General features: G+C 61.7%; 19 protein-coding genes. 14 read left to right on the top strand and 5 right to left on the bottom strand.

Annotation, left to right across the window (positions count from 1 at the left end; genetic code table 11):
• The first annotated feature begins 249 nt into the window (after window positions 1–249).
• The 10 genes from BXE_RS06435 to BXE_RS06390 all read left to right on the top strand — a co-directional run bounded on the left by BXE_RS06435 (window position 250) and on the right by BXE_RS06390 (window position 8,225).
• Complete coding sequence (locus BXE_RS06435; RefSeq protein WP_011487560.1) at window positions 250–717, top strand: ribbon-helix-helix domain-containing protein; 468 nt, start codon at window positions 250–252, stop codon at window positions 715–717.
• A 137-nt stretch (window positions 718–854) separates the two neighbouring features.
• The gene (locus tag BXE_RS06430; protein WP_011487559.1) at window positions 855–1,289 is read left to right on the top strand and encodes a hypothetical protein; all 435 of its coding nucleotides are present in this window, start codon (window positions 855–857) and stop codon (window positions 1,287–1,289) included.
• Window positions 1,290–1,708: 419 nt separating this feature from the next.
• Window positions 1,709–2,320 (top strand): TIGR00645 family protein, encoded by a 612-nt coding sequence (locus tag BXE_RS06425; protein WP_011487558.1) that lies wholly within the window; start codon window positions 1,709–1,711, stop codon window positions 2,318–2,320.
• Window positions 2,321–2,373: 53 nt separating this feature from the next.
• On the top strand, window positions 2,374–3,897 hold the full coding sequence (locus BXE_RS06420; protein ID WP_038456612.1) for a fumarate hydratase: 1,524 nt from the start codon (window positions 2,374–2,376) through the stop codon (window positions 3,895–3,897).
• Between the two features lie 183 nt (window positions 3,898–4,080).
• Complete coding sequence (gene bfr / locus BXE_RS06415) at window positions 4,081–4,560, top strand: bacterioferritin (RefSeq protein WP_011487556.1); 480 nt, start codon at window positions 4,081–4,083, stop codon at window positions 4,558–4,560.
• A 145-nt stretch (window positions 4,561–4,705) separates the two neighbouring features.
• On the top strand, window positions 4,706–5,593 hold the full coding sequence (gene murI, locus BXE_RS06410; protein WP_011487555.1) for a glutamate racemase: 888 nt from the start codon (window positions 4,706–4,708) through the stop codon (window positions 5,591–5,593).
• Between the two features lie 205 nt (window positions 5,594–5,798).
• Entirely contained in the window at window positions 5,799–6,035 is a 237-nt protein-coding gene (locus tag BXE_RS06405; protein WP_038458174.1) for a (2Fe-2S)-binding protein, read from the top strand.
• 259 nt (window positions 6,036–6,294) lie between these two features.
• Window positions 6,295–7,032 (top strand): energy transducer TonB, encoded by a 738-nt coding sequence (locus BXE_RS06400; protein ID WP_011487553.1) that lies wholly within the window; start codon window positions 6,295–6,297, stop codon window positions 7,030–7,032.
• Window positions 7,033–7,060: 28 nt separating this feature from the next.
• On the top strand, window positions 7,061–7,789 hold the full coding sequence (locus tag BXE_RS06395) for a MotA/TolQ/ExbB proton channel family protein (protein ID WP_011487552.1): 729 nt from the start codon (window positions 7,061–7,063) through the stop codon (window positions 7,787–7,789).
• Window positions 7,790–7,805: 16 nt separating this feature from the next.
• Complete coding sequence (locus BXE_RS06390; RefSeq protein ID WP_011487551.1) at window positions 7,806–8,225, top strand: ExbD/TolR family protein; 420 nt, start codon at window positions 7,806–7,808, stop codon at window positions 8,223–8,225.
• A 354-nt stretch (window positions 8,226–8,579) separates the two neighbouring features.
• Here the strand turns inward: BXE_RS06390 and BXE_RS06385 are convergent, their stop codons facing one another.
• Window positions 8,580–9,566 (bottom strand): LysR family transcriptional regulator, encoded by a 987-nt coding sequence (locus BXE_RS06385; protein WP_038456615.1) that lies wholly within the window; start codon window positions 9,564–9,566, stop codon window positions 8,580–8,582.
• Between the two features lie 122 nt (window positions 9,567–9,688).
• On the opposite strand from BXE_RS06385, the gene BXE_RS06380 reads away from it, so the two are divergent.
• The 4 genes from BXE_RS06380 (at window position 9,689) to BXE_RS06365 (ending at window position 12,112) form a co-directional block, all read left to right on the top strand.
• Window positions 9,689–10,567, top strand: a complete 879-nt coding sequence (locus BXE_RS06380; RefSeq protein ID WP_011487549.1) for a pirin family protein — start codon at window positions 9,689–9,691, stop codon at window positions 10,565–10,567.
• Between the two features lie 175 nt (window positions 10,568–10,742).
• Window positions 10,743–11,141: an OsmC family protein gene (locus tag BXE_RS06375; RefSeq protein ID WP_011487548.1), complete on the top strand. Its 399-nt coding sequence runs from the start codon at window positions 10,743–10,745 to the stop codon at window positions 11,139–11,141.
• 24 nt (window positions 11,142–11,165) lie between these two features.
• Entirely contained in the window at window positions 11,166–11,648 is a 483-nt protein-coding gene (locus tag BXE_RS06370; RefSeq protein ID WP_007175555.1) for an SRPBCC family protein, read from the top strand.
• Between the two features lie 203 nt (window positions 11,649–11,851).
• The gene (locus BXE_RS06365; protein WP_011487547.1) at window positions 11,852–12,112 is read left to right on the top strand and encodes a hemin uptake protein HemP; all 261 of its coding nucleotides are present in this window, start codon (window positions 11,852–11,854) and stop codon (window positions 12,110–12,112) included.
• A gap of 343 nt (window positions 12,113–12,455) precedes the next feature.
• Here the strand turns inward: BXE_RS06365 and BXE_RS06360 are convergent, their stop codons facing one another.
• The 4 genes from BXE_RS06360 to BXE_RS06345 all read right to left on the bottom strand — a co-directional run bounded on the left by BXE_RS06360 (window position 12,456) and on the right by BXE_RS06345 (window position 15,794).
• On the bottom strand, window positions 12,456–13,862 hold the full coding sequence (locus BXE_RS06360) for a 4Fe-4S binding protein (RefSeq protein WP_011487545.1): 1,407 nt from the start codon (window positions 13,860–13,862) through the stop codon (window positions 12,456–12,458).
• A complete protein-coding gene (locus BXE_RS06355; RefSeq protein ID WP_011487544.1) occupies window positions 13,859–14,704 on the bottom strand; it encodes an FTR1 family iron permease in 846 nt (281 codons plus the stop codon). The genes BXE_RS06360 and BXE_RS06355 overlap by 4 nt, the downstream gene beginning before the upstream one ends.
• A 78-nt stretch (window positions 14,705–14,782) precedes the next feature.
• Complete coding sequence (locus tag BXE_RS06350) at window positions 14,783–15,115, bottom strand: cupredoxin domain-containing protein (RefSeq protein ID WP_038456618.1); 333 nt, start codon at window positions 15,113–15,115, stop codon at window positions 14,783–14,785.
• Between the two features lie 130 nt (window positions 15,116–15,245).
• The gene (locus BXE_RS06345) at window positions 15,246–15,794 is read right to left on the bottom strand and encodes an iron transporter (protein ID WP_007175560.1); all 549 of its coding nucleotides are present in this window, start codon (window positions 15,792–15,794) and stop codon (window positions 15,246–15,248) included.
• Window positions 15,795–15,951 lie beyond the last annotated feature (157 nt).

Below are 15,951 nucleotides of genomic sequence, written 5' to 3'. Positions count from 1 at the left end.
GTTGTATTGATTACGCCAATGAAATTTAATAGCCGCGGCATCACCGATGGTCATATATATGCACGACGTCGCCTGAAGATTGGAAACATGGCCGGTCTGGACGCTTTAATAATCCTTCGCGAAACCGATACACATGCCTCATGCATTTTCAATTGATCCAGTCGGACCTCATATCTCAAAAATAAGAAAATGTGTCAAATGCAACGTCATACATCTTTATGACCTGACTGGATTATTGCGGAGAGAAGATTGACTAGCCGTCACTTGAATTCACCCGAACATGAGAAACAACCCACGCGACTCACGTCGCAGATGCATGGCCATCTTGAAATGCATCAGGACATTTACCGCCTTAACGGAGGCTCTTTCCCCTCGTATTCCTACGCGTATACGCACATGCCGATGACGCGGTATTGCAACTTCACCCCACAGCTCGCCAAGCCGCGGCAACGCTCCGTCAGGATCAACGGCCTCGCGACATGTCTACGTCTCGAAGAGGTTTATTGGCGAATCATCGAAGAAATTGCGCGCCAGGAATCCGTGACGGTGGGAAAACTGATTTCCAGATGGGCGCTTGAAATTGATCTTACCCAGGAAGCCATCTGTAATTTCACTGGCTTTGTCAGAATAATCTGCGTCACGCAATTGCTGGATAACAAACATCCGATCAATCTCAATATGATTGACCCGGATGTACCGGCTGGTTCCCTTGGATAAACTACAGGAGGTCGATAAAAACAGATCAATTCAGCCAATGTGTTTCTCGTAACGGGCACCCGGAAGCTGGCACGCCAATTTTTGGCATAACAGCTATCCGGTTTAATTAATTCCTTTCATCCAATTTCAAGGATTTGATGATGACTGCCATCAACAACATCAGCAACACGTCGTTCAACATGATGAGCCACATGCAGACACCGGCGCAGTTTGAAGGCCACAGTCGATCGGATTCCAGTACGGTCCGGGCGTTTTCGTCCGTGGAGAACACGGGGAATGTCGGCGGCGATATGCAGCGTTCCGACGCGAGGGCCGCATGGCACGCTGCCAAGGCAGCGGAACGCAGCGAGATGGCCGAAAGCCCCGCCGCAACGGGACAGGCGGGCGGTGACACGAACGCACAGGATCCCGGCGCGACGCAGCAAACAGGCGGCGCCGATCCGTCACAGAATGGCGGGTCGGTCATGGATATGATCAAGCAACTGGTGGGCGCCGTGGCGCAACTCTTCAGCTCGATCATGCCGCTAGTGACTAAAGCCGCCGGTGCGATGGGAGGCGTTGGCGGCGCATGACGCAGCGCTGAATGCCGCCGGCCGCCGCAAGGCCTGTCCAGCGCATCGCGCTGGACAGGCCCGCGGCGGCCGGTGGCCATCTCCACTTGCACGCGCCCCGTGCTCGCCTCCCTGCCGATTCCAGCCTGAATCGTTACGTCCTTGTTCTTGCGGGTGTCTTCGACGCCGTGCCGCCGGCCGCCTCCCGAACCTGCCCGCCGCGATGCAGCAAATTTAGCCGACGCTGTACAATAGCGCGCCTGACGTGAGCTTTCGCGGCCTTTCGCGGCCATTTGCGGCCTCTTTCCCGGCCGCGCACCGCGCCGTCCGCACCTGGTTTGCGTGCCGGGTTTGTATGCCCGACCGGTGTGCGTATATGCATGGCGGCCCGGCGCGTCGGGTCCGTGTTCCGTCACCTGCGTTTCATCTGACTCTTGCCTATGTCCGCTCCGCGACCCGACTCCGCCCAGCAGCGCCGGCCCATGCGCCCGCTGCCCGCCATCATCTTCATGAGCCGCTGGCTGCAAGTGCCGCTCTATCTTGGCCTGATCGTGGCGCAAGCCGTCTACGTCGTGCTCTTCCTCAAGGAAGTCTGGCACCTCGTCACGGCTTCCCTGACGCTCGACGAAACCAACATCATGCTGGTCGTGCTCGGCCTGATCGACGTGGTCATGATCTCGAACCTGCTGATCATGGTGATCATCGGCGGGTATGAAACGTTCGTGTCGCGCCTCGGCGTGGAGGGTCATCCGGACGAACCGGAATGGCTCGACCATGTGAACGCCGGCGTGCTCAAAGTCAAATTGTCGATGGCGCTGATCAGCATCTCGTCGATCCATCTGCTGAAGACCTTCATCAGCCCCGATCAGAATTCGACGCATACGATCATGTGGCAGGTCATCATCCACGTGGCGTTCCTCGTCTCGGCAGTCGTGATGGCGCTGGTCGACCGCCTCACCACGCATACGCATCCCAAGCATTTCGAAGAGCCCACCGTGCTGCACGCCGTGGGTGCCGCTAAAGGTTCCACTCCCCTGAAGGCGCACGACTGACTCGCCTGCCCGGCGTGTCCGACAACAAGCGCCCCGTCTCCACTGAGCTAGCCATGACCGTCATCAAACAGGAAGATCTGATTCAGAGCATTGCTGATTCGCTTCAGTACATCAGCTATTACCATCCGCTCGACTACATCCAGGCCTTGGGCCGCGCGTACGAACTCGAACAGAGCCCGGCCGCGAAAGACGCCATCGCGCAGATTCTCACCAACAGCCGCATGTGCGCCGAAGGCAAGCGCCCGATCTGCCAGGATACCGGCATCGTCACGGTGTTCGTGAAAGTCGGCATGGACGTGCGTTGGGACGGCGCGACGATGGGTGTCACCGACATGATCAACGAAGGTGTGCGCCGCGGTTATCTGAACCCGGACAACGTGCTGCGCGCGTCGATCGTGAGCCCGCCCGAAGGCGGCCGCAAGAACACGAAGGACAACACGCCGGCCGTGATCCACTACGAGATCGTGCCGGGCAATACGGTCGACGTGCAGGTCGCGGCCAAGGGCGGCGGCTCGGAAAACAAGTCGAAGTTCGCGATGCTGAACCCGTCGGATTCGATCGTCGACTGGATCCTGAAGACCGTGCCGACCATGGGCGCGGGCTGGTGCCCGCCGGGCATGCTCGGCATCGGCATTGGCGGCACCGCCGAGAAAGCGATGGTGATGGCGAAGGAATCGCTGATGGATCCGATCGACATTCAGGACGTGATCGCGCGCGGCCCGAAGGACTGGATCGAAGAACTGCGCGTGGAACTGCACGAGAAGGTCAACGCGCTCGGGATCGGCGCGCAGGGTCTCGGCGGTCTCGCCACCGTGCTCGACGTGAAGATCATGGCCGCGCCGACTCACGCCGCGTCCAAGCCGGTTGCGATCATCCCGAACTGCGCGGCCACGCGCCACGCGCACTTCACGCTGGACGGCTCGGGCGCCGCCAGACTCGAGGCGCCTTCGCTCGACGCATGGCCGAAGGTGCATTGGCAGCCGGACACGGAGAAGAGCAAGCGGGTCGATCTGAACACGCTCACGCCGGAAGAAGTCGCGGCGTGGACGCCGGGCCAGACGCTGCTGCTGTCGGGCAAGATGCTGACGGGCCGCGACGCCGCTCACAAGCGCATTGCCGACATGCTGGCAAAGGGCGAAAAGCTGCCGGTCGACTTCACGAACCGCGTGATCTACTACGTCGGCCCGGTCGATCCGGTGCGCGATGAAGCCGTCGGTCCCGCAGGCCCGACCACGGCAACCCGCATGGACAAGTTCACCGAGATGATGCTGGCGCAAACCGGCCTGATTTCGATGATCGGCAAAGCCGAGCGCGGCCCTGTCGCGATCGAGGCGATCAGGAAGCACAAGGCCGCTTATCTGATGGCCGTGGGCGGCGCGGCGTATCTCGTGTCGAAGGCGATTCGCAGCGCCAAGGTTCTCGCATTCGAAGACCTCGGCATGGAAGCGATCTACGAGTTCGACGTGCAGGACATGCCGGTCACCGTGGCCGTCGATTCGAACGGCACCTCCGTTCACCAGACCGGCCCGAAGGAATGGCAGGCCAGAATCGGCAAGATTCCGGTCGCGACCGTTTGATTCGCCGCTAACGCCTGTCACGCATGCCGAAGAGCCGGGACCGCGGTCCCGGCTTTTTTGTTGCCGCCGGCAACGCGACACGCGATATCCGGAACAATGTCAAAAGATACGTCTGTTCCCTTGGCTTTTTCAGGTATGGCGTTTATTGTTGTTGAAAATTCAAATTCCCCAAAAGGAAATACCATGCAAGGCGACAAGAAAGTCATCGAGTATCTGAACGCACAACTGAAGAACGAGCTGACTGCGATCAATCAGTACTTTCTGCACGCGCGGATGTACAAGCACTGGGGCCTCGACAAACTCGGCAAGCATGAATATGACGAATCGATCGGCGAAATGAAGCATGCCGACTGGCTCATCGAACGCATTTTCATGCTCGACGGTCTGCCGAACCTGCAAGACCTGCACAAGCTGCTGATCGGAGAGGAAACGAAAGAGATCCTCGAATGCGATCTGAAGCTCGAACAGATTTCGCAGAGCACCTGCAAGGAAGCCATTGTGTATTGCGAATCGGTTCGCGATTTCGTCTCGCGCGAAATCTTCACGAAGATTCTCGACGATACCGAAGAACACATCGACTGGCTCGAAACCCAGATCGACCTGATCGACAAGGTCGGTATCCAGAACTATCAGCAAACCGCAATGGGTTCGGTCGAATCCTGATCGAACCACGCCGCCCGTTCATGGGTCTGCCCGCCCCGAAGGAAGTCCCTTCAGGGCGCGCCGCGCGGGCGACGCGCTGACGATATACTTGCGCACCTTCCCAGGTTTCCCCTTGAGCGCCGTGCCGCACGCATCCTCTTCGCCTATGCCCGCAGAATCACCGTCCACGAACACCGGAACGTTCACGTCTGGCGCCGGATCGCGTGCACCGGTCGGCATTTTCGATTCGGGTCTCGGTGGTCTGTCGGTATTGCGGGCGGTGCGGGCGCAATTGCCTGACGAAGCAATCCTGTATGTCGCCGACTCGCTCTATGCCCCATACGGTGAACGCGACGACGATTTCATCGCCGACCGCACGCTCGCGATCGGCGAATGGCTGGTCAGGCAAGGCGCGAAAGCGCTCGTGGTCGCCTGCAATACGGCCACCGCGCAATCCATCGCGATGGTTCGCGAAAAGCTGCCCATTCCGCTGGTCGGCGTCGAACCCGGCATCAAACCCGCTGCATTGCAGTCGAAAACCCGCGTCGCGGGCGTGCTCGCCACGCAGGTGACGCTGCGCAGCGCGCGCTTCCAGGCGCTGCTCGAACGCTACGCCGCGGATTGCCGCTTTCTTTGCCAGCCGGGCCACGGACTGGTGCAGGCCGTGGAACGCTGCGACGTCGGCTCGGCCGAATTGCGGGCGTTGCTGCGCGGCTACCTGCAGCCCATGCTCGACGCGGGCGCGGATACGCTGGTGCTCGGCTGTACGCACTACCCGTTTCTCGATACAGCGATCCGCGAGATCGTCGGCGATCGGCTCGCGCTGATCGATACGAGCGTCGCGATTGCCCGTCAGCTGGAACGGGTGCTGGATCAACACGGCCTGCGCGCGGCGCCGGAAAGCGCCGGCACCGCTCTGCCCCGTTTTTATTCAACCGGCGACGGCACCCATCAGCAGCAATTGGCGGCTACATTGCTGCATGTCGATGCAACGGTCGAGCAGGTGGTGATCCCGTCCCGCCGCACGGTAGCGCCGAATTCCCAAGCCGCATAAATTCGGCCGCACATCTACGTTTTGCCCGGCCACGCGGCTTTTCCGCGCACTTTCGCGCGCCGCCGGCCGCCCGCGTCAAATCCCGCCTTATAGACGAAACCCTTCCAGGAGTCTGGTTTTGTTACAAAAAATCATGCAGGACGCTTGCCAAACAGCTCAAACAAAATGATAATAATTCGCATTAACGTTAGCTATGACGCCTGCCATGATTGTCTGTGTCTGCAAGTCTGTTTCTGACCGAAAGATCCGTGCCTCGATCGCGGACGGTGTCGATTCGTTCGACGAGCTTCAGTTCGAGCTCGGCGTCGCCTCCTGCTGCGGCAAATGCGCGGAGTCCGTGCGCGACGTCATGATGCAGAGCGGCGTGTGCGCGACCCGGTGCGGTTTCGAGCATAATCAGCAGGCTGTACCGCTGACGTTTTACGAACGCAAGGCCGCCTGAGACCGGGTTTCACAAGGCGCGGCGGCCGCCGCGCCCGGGCGTTCGCCGCCCACAGCCGTTCTCGCCGTTCAAGCGTTATCCCACTGCCGTCAGCAAGCCAGTATTCGTACCAGCCAGCTACCCGCCTCACCCTTCAAAGGAGTTCGAGATGGAATTGCTGATTGGTTTCGTGACTACTTTGTTCATTTCGCTGCTGATTTTTCGAACATGACGACGTCTTGCCTGACGCGCTGCTTCCGCAGCGCGCCGCCACGCTAATATGCCGGCCACGCATACCATTTCGGCCGGCGCCATGCCGGCTTCGTCTTCCCGACTGAATTCCCGCGTCCTGACTGCAACCGCCGTGGTGGCGGCGATCCACGTTGCGCTGCTGGCCGTGGTCATGACCTTGCGTCACGATCCCGTTCAGCCGGCTCTCGAATCGCGGGTAATGACCGCGCAATTGCTGCCGCCCGCGCCGGTTGCCACGCCGGTCGCGATTCAATCGATCGCGCCGCCGCCACCCACGCCTACACCGCCGGTCCGCACCAGGCAGAAGGTCCAGCCGAAGCCGACTCCAACACCCAAGCCAACGCCCACGCCTCTACCGGTGGCCGCCGCGCCGTCGCCGACGCCCGTCGCCGCACCCGATCCGACGCCGCCCGCGCCTGCCACGCCGGTTGCGCCGCCCGCCCCTGCTGCGCCGGCGATCGGCCGTCAGACGATGGAGATCAGCGCGCCCAAAGACATTTCCCACCTCACGTGCAATATCGCCAAACCCGACTACCCGCCGCTGTCCAGGCGCCGCGGCGAGACGGGTACGGTGATCGTGAGTCTCGTGGTCGGCGTGACCGGCAAGTTCGAAAACGTCGCTCTGAAGAAGAGCAGCGGTTTCAGCCGCCTCGACGACGCCGCCCTCGACGCAGTGCGCGCGAGCGCCTGCAAACCTTATCTTGAGAACGGGCAGCCGGTACGGGTCCCGACCACCCAGCCTTACGTCTTCAATCTGAACGATTGAGGCAGCTTTTATAAAAAAAGGAATTGCAATGCAAAACTACGGACTGGCGCACGTCTGGGCGCAAGGGGATTTCGTGACGCGGGGTATCGCGCTCACGCTGCTGATCATGTCGGTGATGTCGTGGAGCGTGATCGTCATCAAAGGCTGGAATGTGATGCGCCTGAAGCGTCTCACGAAGAATGCCGAGCAGGCGTTCTGGCATTCGGACGATCTCGCCGACGGCGTGAAGAAACTCGGCGCCGGCTCGTCGACGCCGCAGGACAACCCGTTCCTCGCACTGGCGCTGTCGGGCCAGGAAGCGGCCGATCACCATCATCAGACGCAACCGCATCTGCATGACCGCATGGACGTGTCGGATTGGGTCACGCGCTGCCTGAAGGACACGATGGACGAAAGCGTCGCGCGCATGCAGAGCGGTCTCGCGATTCTCGCGTCGATTGGCAGCACGGCGCCGTTCGTCGGGCTGTTCGGCACGGTGTGGGGCATCTATCACGCGCTGCTGGCCATCGGCGCGAGCGGCCAGTCGTCGATCGATCAGGTTGCCGGCCCGGTCGGCGAAGCGCTGATCATGACCGCGTTTGGCCTGTTCGTCGCGATTCCGGCGGTGCTCGGCTACAACGCACTGACGCGCGCCAACAAGGCGGTGGTCGCCAAACTGAGCCGCTTTGCGCATGGCCTGCATGCATTCTTCGTGACCGGCGCGCGCCTGTCGTCGTCGAGGCGCGGCGACGGCTTGCGTCTCGCCCGCACGAACTGATCGACGAGGCACTCCAATGGCAATGAGCCCCTTTGCCGGCGACGATGACGACGGCCTGATGAACGAAATCAACATGACGCCGCTCGTCGACGTGATGCTGGTTCTGCTGATCGTCTTCATGGTGACGATTCCGGTGATCCGTCACGCGGTCAAGATCGATCTGCCGCATGCAAGCAGTCAGAAAGAAGACACCAAACCCGCCCAGGTGACAGTCGCGGTCGACGCGGACGGCAACGTCATGTGGGACGACCAGAAGGTCGACGACGCCACCCTGCGCGCGAAGATTGCGCAGGCCGCGCAAGCCAACCCGCAGCCCGAACTGCATCTCGACGCGGACCGCAAGGTGCCGTACGAAAAAGTGGCGGAAGTGATGTCGGCGGCCCAGGCCGGCGGCCTGACGAAGATCGGCTTCGTGACGCAACCGAAAACGAAGTGATGCGACAAAAAGCCCTTTAAACAAGGGCCAAAAAGTAAAAGGCCTTCATCGTCAGATGAAGGCCTTTTTTTGTGCGCACTCGGCGCCTTCGGGCGGCGGGATCATTTGCCATCGGTCGAAGATTGATAGCTGCCTGAGTCACCGCATGCGACAGCCGTGATCGACACGGACAGCGCGGTCAGCCCTATCAGGCCCGCTATGATAGCGGCCATGAGTTTCCGCATAAGAGACTCCTTAGCGAAGGGATTTCACTATAGGCCCGGCAGCGCGCGCATTCAAGCAAACGGCCATTGAAAGTACTCATGACAAGCCGCGCTTAAATGCTAAAAGCGATGTTGTGGCGCATGAGAAGTGCTATGACGCAATCGCCAGCGCCGGCTGCGCAGCGGCCTTTTCCTCGCGCGCGGGGCACTCTCCCGCGATGTGCTTACCGTTGTCGGGATCGAGCATCTCGACCAGATAATCGACAAAGGCGCGCACGGCCGGCACCATCCCCTGACGCGACACGAATACGGCGTACAACTGCGGCGTCGGGAATGTCCAGCCCGGCATGACCGGCGACAATTGCCCGGCTCGCAACGCGGCGCCGTACATCATCTCCGGCAGCGCGGCGATACCCACGCCGGCGAGCACCGCTTCACGGATCGTCATCAGATCGGCGGTCACGAGGCGCGGCTCGTGCTCATGCGCGTGCCGCGTGCCGTCGGGTGCGATCAGGTTGTAGACGTGGCGACCGTCGCCGGTCGGCACGTCGAGCGTTTCGAAGCGGTTCAGATCGGCCGGCAGCAACGGCGGCGCATTCTGCTGCAACAGGCTCGGCGCGCCGACCAGCATCTGCTGCGTGCGCCATAGCGGCCGCACCACGATGTTGGCGTTTTCCGGCGGATCGGAACGCACCCGCAGCGCGACGTCGACCGAATCCTCGAACAGATCGATCACACGGTTCGTCACCCGCATCACGACGCGCACCTCGGGGTAGCGATGCATGAATTCGGGCAGGATCTGCGACAGGATGGTCTGCGAAATCGTGACCGGCACGCTGACGCGCACCGTGCCGCGCGGCGACGAGCGCAGTTGCTGAACGACGTTGACGGCCGCCTGCGCCTCGCTCAGCATCGCCTGGCAATGCTGATAGAACAGCTGCCCGGCTTCGGTCAGCGCCAGCTTGCGCGTGGACCGCTGCAGCAGACGCACGCCGAGCGACGCTTCCAGCTCGGTCAGGCGGCGCGACAGTCGCGACTTGGAAATGCCCAGCACGCGTTCGGCGGCCGAAAAACCGCCATGTTCGACGACCTGCGAAAAATACATCAGGTCATTCAGATTGTGTGAATCGATCTTCATCTCATCGTTCCAGTAATAGAACAATCCATTGCGTGAGGGCGGCTGGCACCCCGGAAAACGGTCCCTATAATAGCCCCATGTTTCAAAAATAACGCTATTCCCCCTTTTTTGAGGTGACTTTGATGAGCACGAGCCGCACGATCGAACGCACGTTTCCCGCCGTTCGCACGACCGAGGGTGGCGGCTTTATCGTCCACCGCCCGTTTCCGACCCGCTTGCTGATGGACTTCGATCCGTTCCTGCTGCTCGACGAAATGGGTCCGATCGACTATGCGCCGGGCGAGGCCAAAGGCGCGCCCGACCATCCGCATCGCGGCTTCGAGACGGTGACGTATGTGCTCGAAGGCCAGTTCGGCCACAAGGATTCGGCCGGCCACTCCGGCACGTTGCACGCCGGCGACGTGCAGTGGATGACCGCGGGCGCGGGCGTGGTGCACAGCGAGATGCCGGACCCGTCGTTCGTACGCACGGGTGGGCGCGTGCACGGCTTGCAGTTGTGGGTGAATCTGCCGCGCCGCGACAAGATGATCGCGCCGCGCTACCAGGAAATGCCGTCGTCGAGCATTCCCGTGGCGACGTCCGCGGACGGCAAGGTGCGCGTCAAGGTGATCGCCGGCGAAGCGCTCGGCGTCAAAGCCGCAATCGAAACGCGCACGCCGATTCTGTACCAGCATTTCTCGCTGCAACCGGGCGCGACGATCCGGCAGCCGGTGCCGACCGACTATCGCGTGTTCGCCTACAGCCTGTCCGGCCAAGGGTTCTACGGCGAAGGCGAAGCGCGTCAGGAAATCGGCGCGCAGAAAATGGTGGTGTTTCAGAACGACGGCGACTCCGTGACGCTCACGGCCGGCACGGAGCTGCTGGAAGTGCTGCTGCTCGGCGGCGTGCCGCTGAAGGAGCCGGTGGTGCGCTATGGCCCGTTCGTGATGAACACGGAAGACGAGATCCGCCAGGCTGTCGTCGATTACCAGGCCGGGCGCATGGGCGCGATCACGCATTGAGTCGCGGGCGGGCGAGGCGCACGCACGCGCACACACTCACGCGCGGCCTGCGCCGCATCCCGAGGCGCGAAGGCCGGTAAATTCGTTCACAATAGCGACTCAGGCCGCGCGCCGCGCCGCTCAGTCATCACGAGCCGTGGCGCGCGGCGATTTCCGTCCCTGTTCAGGAGCGCGCATGGCAGAGTCCACCGTCACCGCCCACATCGGTTCGACGAATTTCCAGGTTCTTTTCGACGACGGCAAGCACACGTGGCTGGCCGACGAACCCGAGTCGCTCGGCGGCGGTGATCGCGGGCCGACGCCGGTCTCGCTGCTGCTATCGAGCCTTGGAGCATGCACGTCGATCACGCTGAAGATGTACGCTCAGCGCAAGGGCTGGCCGCTTGCCGACGTGCGCGTGACACTCTCGCTCGAAACCGGCGAAGCGGGCACGACCATCGACCGCAGGATCGTGCTGGAAGGCGATCTGTCGGACGAGCAGCGGGAACGGCTCTTGCAAATTGCCAATCAGTGCCCGGTTCACAAGATCCTCACGCATTCGATCACGATCCGTTCCGGGCTCGCCGTCGCGTAATCGCATTCATAGGAAGCCGTCGTTTTGAATTTCGAACACCTTATCCAGATCAACGACCCGTTGAATCCGTTTGTCGAATCCATGACCCGTGCGCAGTTGTGGGAAGGTCTCGTGCTGCGCGCCGAACAGCCGCAACTGTTCGTGATGGGACTCGACAGCTGCACGATTCTTTCGCGCGACGGCAACGTGCTCGAACGGGAATTGCACTACGGCCAGGCGACCGTGCGCGATCGCGTCACGCTGGAGGAGAGCCAAAGCGTGCGCTACGACATTCTGCAGACGGCGGACTACGTTGGCGGCTCGCTGACCATGACCATCGAGCAACCGGACGAACTGCAATTGTTTCTGCGCTTCGAGTACGCGACCACGCTGCCCGAATCGACCGATCCCGATGCACACCAGACGCAGGAGATCGTGAAGTCGGCGTATCGGGAGAACGATATCGATACCGTTCGGCTTATTCGTCAATACGTGCAGGCGAAGCAGGAGCCCGGCTCGCTGCATTGAATCCGGCGGGCGCGCGTCTCACTGCGCTTGCTATCGCCGGCAAGGCCGCCAATGGGCGCGGCGGCCTTCTTCCGCTTCCTCCGCCGCTCCGCCTCTTCATCGCTCGACTATCGAAACTCAAATCCGATCAATTTCTCTTTCTTGTAAATAGGAATAGTTATCATTTAGAATTAACTCATCGAATCGACCAACAGCTAAAACCAATGACCGAGCCCACGCGCCCTTCCACACTCAGCCTGCGCCGCCCTGCGGCCGCGCTGACCAGCCGTCCGAAAGCATCGACGGCAACGGCACCCGGCCAGAAGCCCGGCGCGGATCGCGCCAACGGTTCGGGCGGGACGTCGGAGCGGGTCGTACGCAGCGACGCACTGCTGCAAGGACATAGCCACGTCAGCATCGTGCACAACGGCGAAACCTACCAGCTGCGTGCAACGCGGCTAGGCAAGCTGATCCTGACGAAGTAAGACGAACAGAGGTAAGTACCGGGTATTGTGGGGACCACCTCCCAGAGAGGTGTTGGGCATTAGCCAGCCACGACGGCTTGCACGTGAGAACTAGACCCCTTCGTGCAGACACCAAGCCAGCCGTCGCAGCCAGCCAGGCCGCTTTTTTGGTCCTCACTCGATGCGGCGACACGCAACGGCGTGTGCCGATCATGCAGAAAATGGAAAAAGCCGTGGGATGGTGTCATCTCCACGGCTTTTTTGTCTGGGCCGGCGCCGGCTACTGCGGCAGGTCGCAGCGACGGGCCATGCGTTGCGTTGAAACGTTGCGTTGAAACGTTGCTTTGAAGCCTTCTTTGAAGCCTTATTTCGAAGCCCAACCCCAGAACATCAGCCACCATGCGCTATCGACCACGGCCAGCGCCGCGACGAACCAGACCATCGCGAGGCCGCGCTGCACGAAGCGCTCGCTATAGCGGCGCGTAACGAGCCAGGCGAGCCATGCGCTCCACAGATTGGCGATCGCCAGAATCGCGATACGCATGTCCGACGCCCACCACAACGACACATGCTCCGCGCGCAACAGCGACAGCGTGGTAGCGGACAGGCCGAGGAACACGCCCGCGCCGGCAATCGGAATCAGCCCTTGTGTCAGATGATGCAGACGCACGGCATTGAAGCGCCCCAGCATGCGCGTCGCGCCCATCAGCAGGATCAGCAGCGCGGTGCCGTACACCAGCGCCGTGGCGAGGATATAGCCGATCACCATCGTGCCGTCGAGCCACGAAAACACATCGTTCTGCTCGGGATAATGCGTGAACAGGAACCACGGCGCATTGGTGTCGAGCGGCCACGTAATGTCGTGGTCGACCAGCCAGGTCGCGAAGAACATCTTCAGATCGACGAACCAGCGCGACGCGGTCCAGTGAAACGCGCCGATCGCAATGCCGAGCAGGCCGTACAGGATCAACGCGGTGTCCCACGCATTCGCCTGTTTGTCGCCCAACTCAACCACTTCCGACGACGGCGCGCGCCACGTCAACGCAATCGCGTCGCGGTGCCCGCTACAGCGGCCGCACATATGACAGGCCGACGCGCCCTTCATATTGCGCAACGGCACGAGCGGCGCGCAATTGATCGGGATCACCCGGTGCCCATGCTCACCGTCCTTGTAGGAACGGCGCCATGCGTCCTCATCGACCTTGTAGTGAAACGGCGCGAGCCGCGCCAGAAGCGAAAAGACCCCGTTGACGGGGCACAGATACTTGCACCAGACCCGCTTCTCGCGTCCGTATAGCAGGCCGATGATCATCGCCGCGAAGGTCGAGCCGCCGAGCACCAGCAGCACGGCTTTCGGATACTGATACACACTCACCATCTGCCCGTAGATGGTCGTGAGGCCGAACGCGACGAACGGCCAGCCGCCCCAGCGCATCCAGTGTGGAATCGCCCAGCCTCGTCCGTATTTGCTGGCGAATTCGGCGAGCGCGCCTTCGGGACAGAGCACGCCGCACCAGACACGGCCGAGCATGACCATCGAAAGCAATACGAACGGCCACCAGATACCCCAGAAAACGAACTGCGCGGCGAGCGTGAGGTTGTTCCACAGGTGCGCGGTGTCGCCCGGCAGCGGCATCACCGCCGGCACCAGAATCAGGAACGCGTACACCGCCACCACGACCCACTGAATGCCGCGAATCGCGGCGCCGTGCCGCTGCATCCACTGCCCGGCCGCCGCGAGGCGGCCCGGACGGGTCATGACGGTGCTCATGCCGCACGCCCGGCGGCTTGCTGCACCGGCTTGCGATTCGCGCGGCGCACCAGCAGATAAACCACCGCCCAGTACAGCGCGTACGCCAGCAGATTCATCAGCGCCGGATGCGCGCGATAACCGGTCAGCGTCGAGACCAGCGAGCCAAAGGTGCTCGAGTCGTCGAGGATCGCCGACGAATTCCACATCTGGTCGACGAGCGTCGGCAGGATTTCCTTGTCGATCAGCTTGTCGACACCGGTCTGGAACAGGCCCGCACCGAGGAACAGCAGCATGATCTCCGTGACGCGGAAAAAGAGCCGCCACGAGAAGAATTTGCCGCCCAGTTGCAGCACGTAGAAGGTCAGGAACGCGAGGCCGAGACCGATCACGACCGCAAGCATCTGGCTGCCGTCCACGTGCCCGGACTGGCCAAAGCCGAGGCCGTACAGGAAGATCACCGTTTCGCTGCCTTCACGCGCGATCGCCAGTGCCACCAGCAGCGCGACGCCCCACCAGTTCGAATCGCGCTGGCTTTTTTGCAGCGACTGTTCCATGTCACGCTTGAGCGAGCGGCCATGCTGCTTCATCCACAGCACCATTTGCACGATCAGCACGCAGGCGATCAGCACCATCGCGGTCTGGAAATAATCCTGCGCGTCGCCGGAGAGCACTTCGGTGAAGCCGACCAGCGCCGCGCCGAGCGCCACTGCCGCGATCAATCCGGCTGCCACGCCGCCCCACAGGTACGGCAAACCGCGGCGCGCATCGTCGTCGCCATTTTTCAGCCATGCGTACAGAATGCCGACGACCAGCAGCGCCTCGACACTTTCCCGCCACACGACGAACAGAATCTGACCCATCCAAGCTCTCCCTCTACCCTGCTACTGCTCCGGCGAGCACACGAGCCGCGAAAAGGCCCGCGCTCGCGCCCCAAGCCGCTACTTCGCGACGATCACACCCTGCGCCTGCTGGTGAAAGTCGTCGAAAAACTTGTACTCGCCCGGTTCCAGCGGCGCGATCACGACGAACGAATCCGCACCCGGCGCCAATACCTTTTCTTTACGCAACTGCACGCTTTCGAATTCGGCCGCGCCCTTGCCGGTGTTGCGCACTTCGATCTTGATGCGCTGTCCCGCCGGCACCTCGATGCGCGCCGGGGTCAGCTTGCCGTCGTTCATTTCCAGCTTGAAGGTCGGCAGGTCGGCTGCATGGGCCGCGCCCGCCAGCAGAACCGTGGCGGCGAAGGTTGCGATCTTTTGGTTAATTCTCATTGGCCTTTCCGGAAAACGCGGCGCCGTGGGGTTCATCAACGACGCGCCGCCTGCTGCATTGTTTCATTCAACCATTCGCCCACGCGCGGCCACGCCGCGAAGCGTGGTCACACGTGACGATACGCGGCGTTCAGTAGCCGCCCTTCTTGCCAATGCCGGCGAAGGTGAAGTCGTATTCGAGCGTGATCGGCTTGAACCACGGGCCCACGCCGGTTTCCTTGTCGACGTGGCGGCCGAAAGCCATGTGGCCGGTTTGCATCGGCGGCTCGACGATCATCTTCAGGTGATACTTGCCCGGACCCTGCAGCTTCACGTTGTCGCCGTAGTGCGGACCGTCGTTGGCGACCATCGCCATCATGTCGCCCTTCTGCGTCTGATTGGAGCCGGCTTTCGTCAGTTCATAACGCACCTGCAGGTACGGCATCCAGTCGCCTTCGGCGAAACCGGTCGGGTTGTTCTTGACCGCGTGGATGTCGGCTTCGAGGTGGATGTCCGAATCCGACGCTTTGCGCATCATGCCTTCGGGCTCCATCGTGATCGGTTGCAGATAGACGGCGCCGATTTCCATGCCGCCCTGAATCTGCTGCTTGCCGATCGGGTATTCCGCCGCCGTTGCCGACAAAGCCGCGACCGCGGCCACCGCTGCTGCGCCGCCGCGCACAAATGAAGAAATCCGCATTGAAACTCCTTGTTTTTATCAGACTGGAATCGAACCCATTGGAACGGTGCGTTGCGCATGCGTTGGCACCGCCGCCGCGGGCCTAGCTTGAATACCGCGGCCGATCACAGGCCATCGCATACGAACGTTAATGCGAACCATTCTCAATATTGGTCCA

Origin of the sequence: Paraburkholderia xenovorans LB400 (genome assembly GCF_000013645.1) — a bacterium.
Classification (GTDB): Bacteria; Pseudomonadota; Gammaproteobacteria; order Burkholderiales; family Burkholderiaceae; genus Paraburkholderia; species Paraburkholderia xenovorans.
This window is presented reverse-complemented; position numbering and strand designations above follow the sequence as displayed.

What these genes read in the sequence shown, in the direction of transcription:
- BXE_RS06430 (WP_011487559.1), top strand. Translation starts at nt 855, where the DNA reads ATGATGACTGCCATCAACAACATCAGCAACACGTCGTTCAACATGATG.
- BXE_RS06425 (WP_011487558.1), top strand. Translation starts at nt 1,709, where the DNA reads ATGTCCGCTCCGCGACCCGACTCCGCCCAGCAGCGCCGGCCCATGCGC.
- BXE_RS06420 (WP_038456612.1), top strand. Translation starts at nt 2,374, where the DNA reads ATGACCGTCATCAAACAGGAAGATCTGATTCAGAGCATTGCTGATTCG.
- bfr (WP_011487556.1), top strand. Translation starts at nt 4,081, where the DNA reads ATGCAAGGCGACAAGAAAGTCATCGAGTATCTGAACGCACAACTGAAG.
- murI (WP_011487555.1), top strand. Translation starts at nt 4,706, where the DNA reads ATGCCCGCAGAATCACCGTCCACGAACACCGGAACGTTCACGTCTGGC.
- BXE_RS06405 (WP_038458174.1), top strand. Translation starts at nt 5,799, where the DNA reads ATGATTGTCTGTGTCTGCAAGTCTGTTTCTGACCGAAAGATCCGTGCC.
- BXE_RS06400 (WP_011487553.1), top strand. Translation starts at nt 6,295, where the DNA reads ATGCCGGCCACGCATACCATTTCGGCCGGCGCCATGCCGGCTTCGTCT.
- BXE_RS06395 (WP_011487552.1), top strand. Translation starts at nt 7,061, where the DNA reads ATGCAAAACTACGGACTGGCGCACGTCTGGGCGCAAGGGGATTTCGTG.
- BXE_RS06390 (WP_011487551.1), top strand. Translation starts at nt 7,806, where the DNA reads ATGGCAATGAGCCCCTTTGCCGGCGACGATGACGACGGCCTGATGAAC.
- BXE_RS06385 (WP_038456615.1), bottom strand. Translation starts at nt 9,566, where the DNA reads ATGAAGATCGATTCACACAATCTGAATGACCTGATGTATTTTTCGCAG.
- BXE_RS06380 (WP_011487549.1), top strand. Translation starts at nt 9,689, where the DNA reads ATGAGCACGAGCCGCACGATCGAACGCACGTTTCCCGCCGTTCGCACG.
- BXE_RS06375 (WP_011487548.1), top strand. Translation starts at nt 10,743, where the DNA reads ATGGCAGAGTCCACCGTCACCGCCCACATCGGTTCGACGAATTTCCAG.
- BXE_RS06365 (WP_011487547.1), top strand. Translation starts at nt 11,852, where the DNA reads ATGACCGAGCCCACGCGCCCTTCCACACTCAGCCTGCGCCGCCCTGCG.
- BXE_RS06360 (WP_011487545.1), bottom strand. Translation starts at nt 13,862, where the DNA reads ATGAGCACCGTCATGACCCGTCCGGGCCGCCTCGCGGCGGCCGGGCAG.
- BXE_RS06355 (WP_011487544.1), bottom strand. Translation starts at nt 14,704, where the DNA reads ATGGGTCAGATTCTGTTCGTCGTGTGGCGGGAAAGTGTCGAGGCGCTG.
- BXE_RS06350 (WP_038456618.1), bottom strand. Translation starts at nt 15,115, where the DNA reads ATGAGAATTAACCAAAAGATCGCAACCTTCGCCGCCACGGTTCTGCTG.
- BXE_RS06345 (WP_007175560.1), bottom strand. Translation starts at nt 15,794, where the DNA reads ATGCGGATTTCTTCATTTGTGCGCGGCGGCGCAGCAGCGGTGGCCGCG.